The organism is Nesterenkonia sp. E16_10 (assembly GCF_017347085.1).
Classification (GTDB): domain Bacteria; phylum Actinomycetota; class Actinomycetes; order Actinomycetales; family Micrococcaceae; genus Nesterenkonia.
On record NZ_JADPSA010000025.1, the window covers coordinates 1 to 942 of the forward strand.

The 942-nt window shown below is 63.9% G+C and carries 1 protein-coding gene; it reads left to right on the forward strand.

Translation table 11 applies throughout. From position 1 onward, the window contains the following. Positions 1-2: 2 nt before the first annotated feature. Positions 3-942: cbb3-type cytochrome c oxidase subunit I (locus tag I2487_RS08580; protein WP_345941376.1), on the forward strand; the 940-nt coding region annotated here is incomplete at its 3' end.

The window sequence follows — 942 nt, forward strand, 5'->3', positions numbered from 1 at the left end:
CAGTGCCCCGCTCCAAGGGGAAGATCGTCGTCAGCTGGCTGACGACCACCGATCACAAGGTGATCGGGTACATGTACCTGATCACCTCCTTCCTGTTCTTCTGCGTCGGCGGCGTCATGGCGCTGCTGATCCGCGCTGAGCTCTTCGAGCCCGGCATGCAGCTGCTGCAGACCAAGGAGCAGTACAACCAGCTCTTCACCATGCACGGCACCGTGATGCTGCTGATGTTCGCGACCCCGCTCTTCGCCGGCTTCGCCAACGCCATCATGCCCCTGCAGATCGGGGCCCCCGATGTGGCGTTCCCGCGGCTGAACGCGCTGGCCTTCTGGTTCTTCCTCTTCGGCGCACTGGTGGCCATGGCCGGCTTCCTCACCCCACAGGGCGCGGCCTCCTTCGGCTGGTTCGCCTACGCTCCGCTCTCGGACACCACCTATTCCCCGGGCGTCGGTGGAGACCTCTGGGTCTTCGGTCTGGCGCTGACCGGCTTCGGCACGATCATGGGTGGCGTCAACTTCATCACCACGATCATCTGCATGCGCGCACCGGGCATGACCATGTGGCGGATGCCGATCTTCGTCTGGAACACGCTGATCACCTCGATCCTGGTCCTGATGGCGTTCCCGCCGCTGGCAGCAGCGCTGTTCGGACTCGGCCTGGACCGGCGGTTCGGCGGTCATATCTTCGACCCCGAGGCAGGCGGTGCGATCCTCTGGCAGCACCTGTTCTGGTTCTTCGGACACCCGGAGGTCTACATCATCGCGCTGCCGTTCTTCGGCATCGTCTCGGAGATCCTCCCGGTCTTCAGCCGTAAACCGATCTTCGGCTATAAGGGCCTGGTCTACGCGACCATCGCCATCGGCGCCCTGTCGGTGACCGTGTGGGCCCACCACATGTATGTCACCGGTGCGGTGCTGCTGCCGTTCTTCGCGCTGATGACCATGT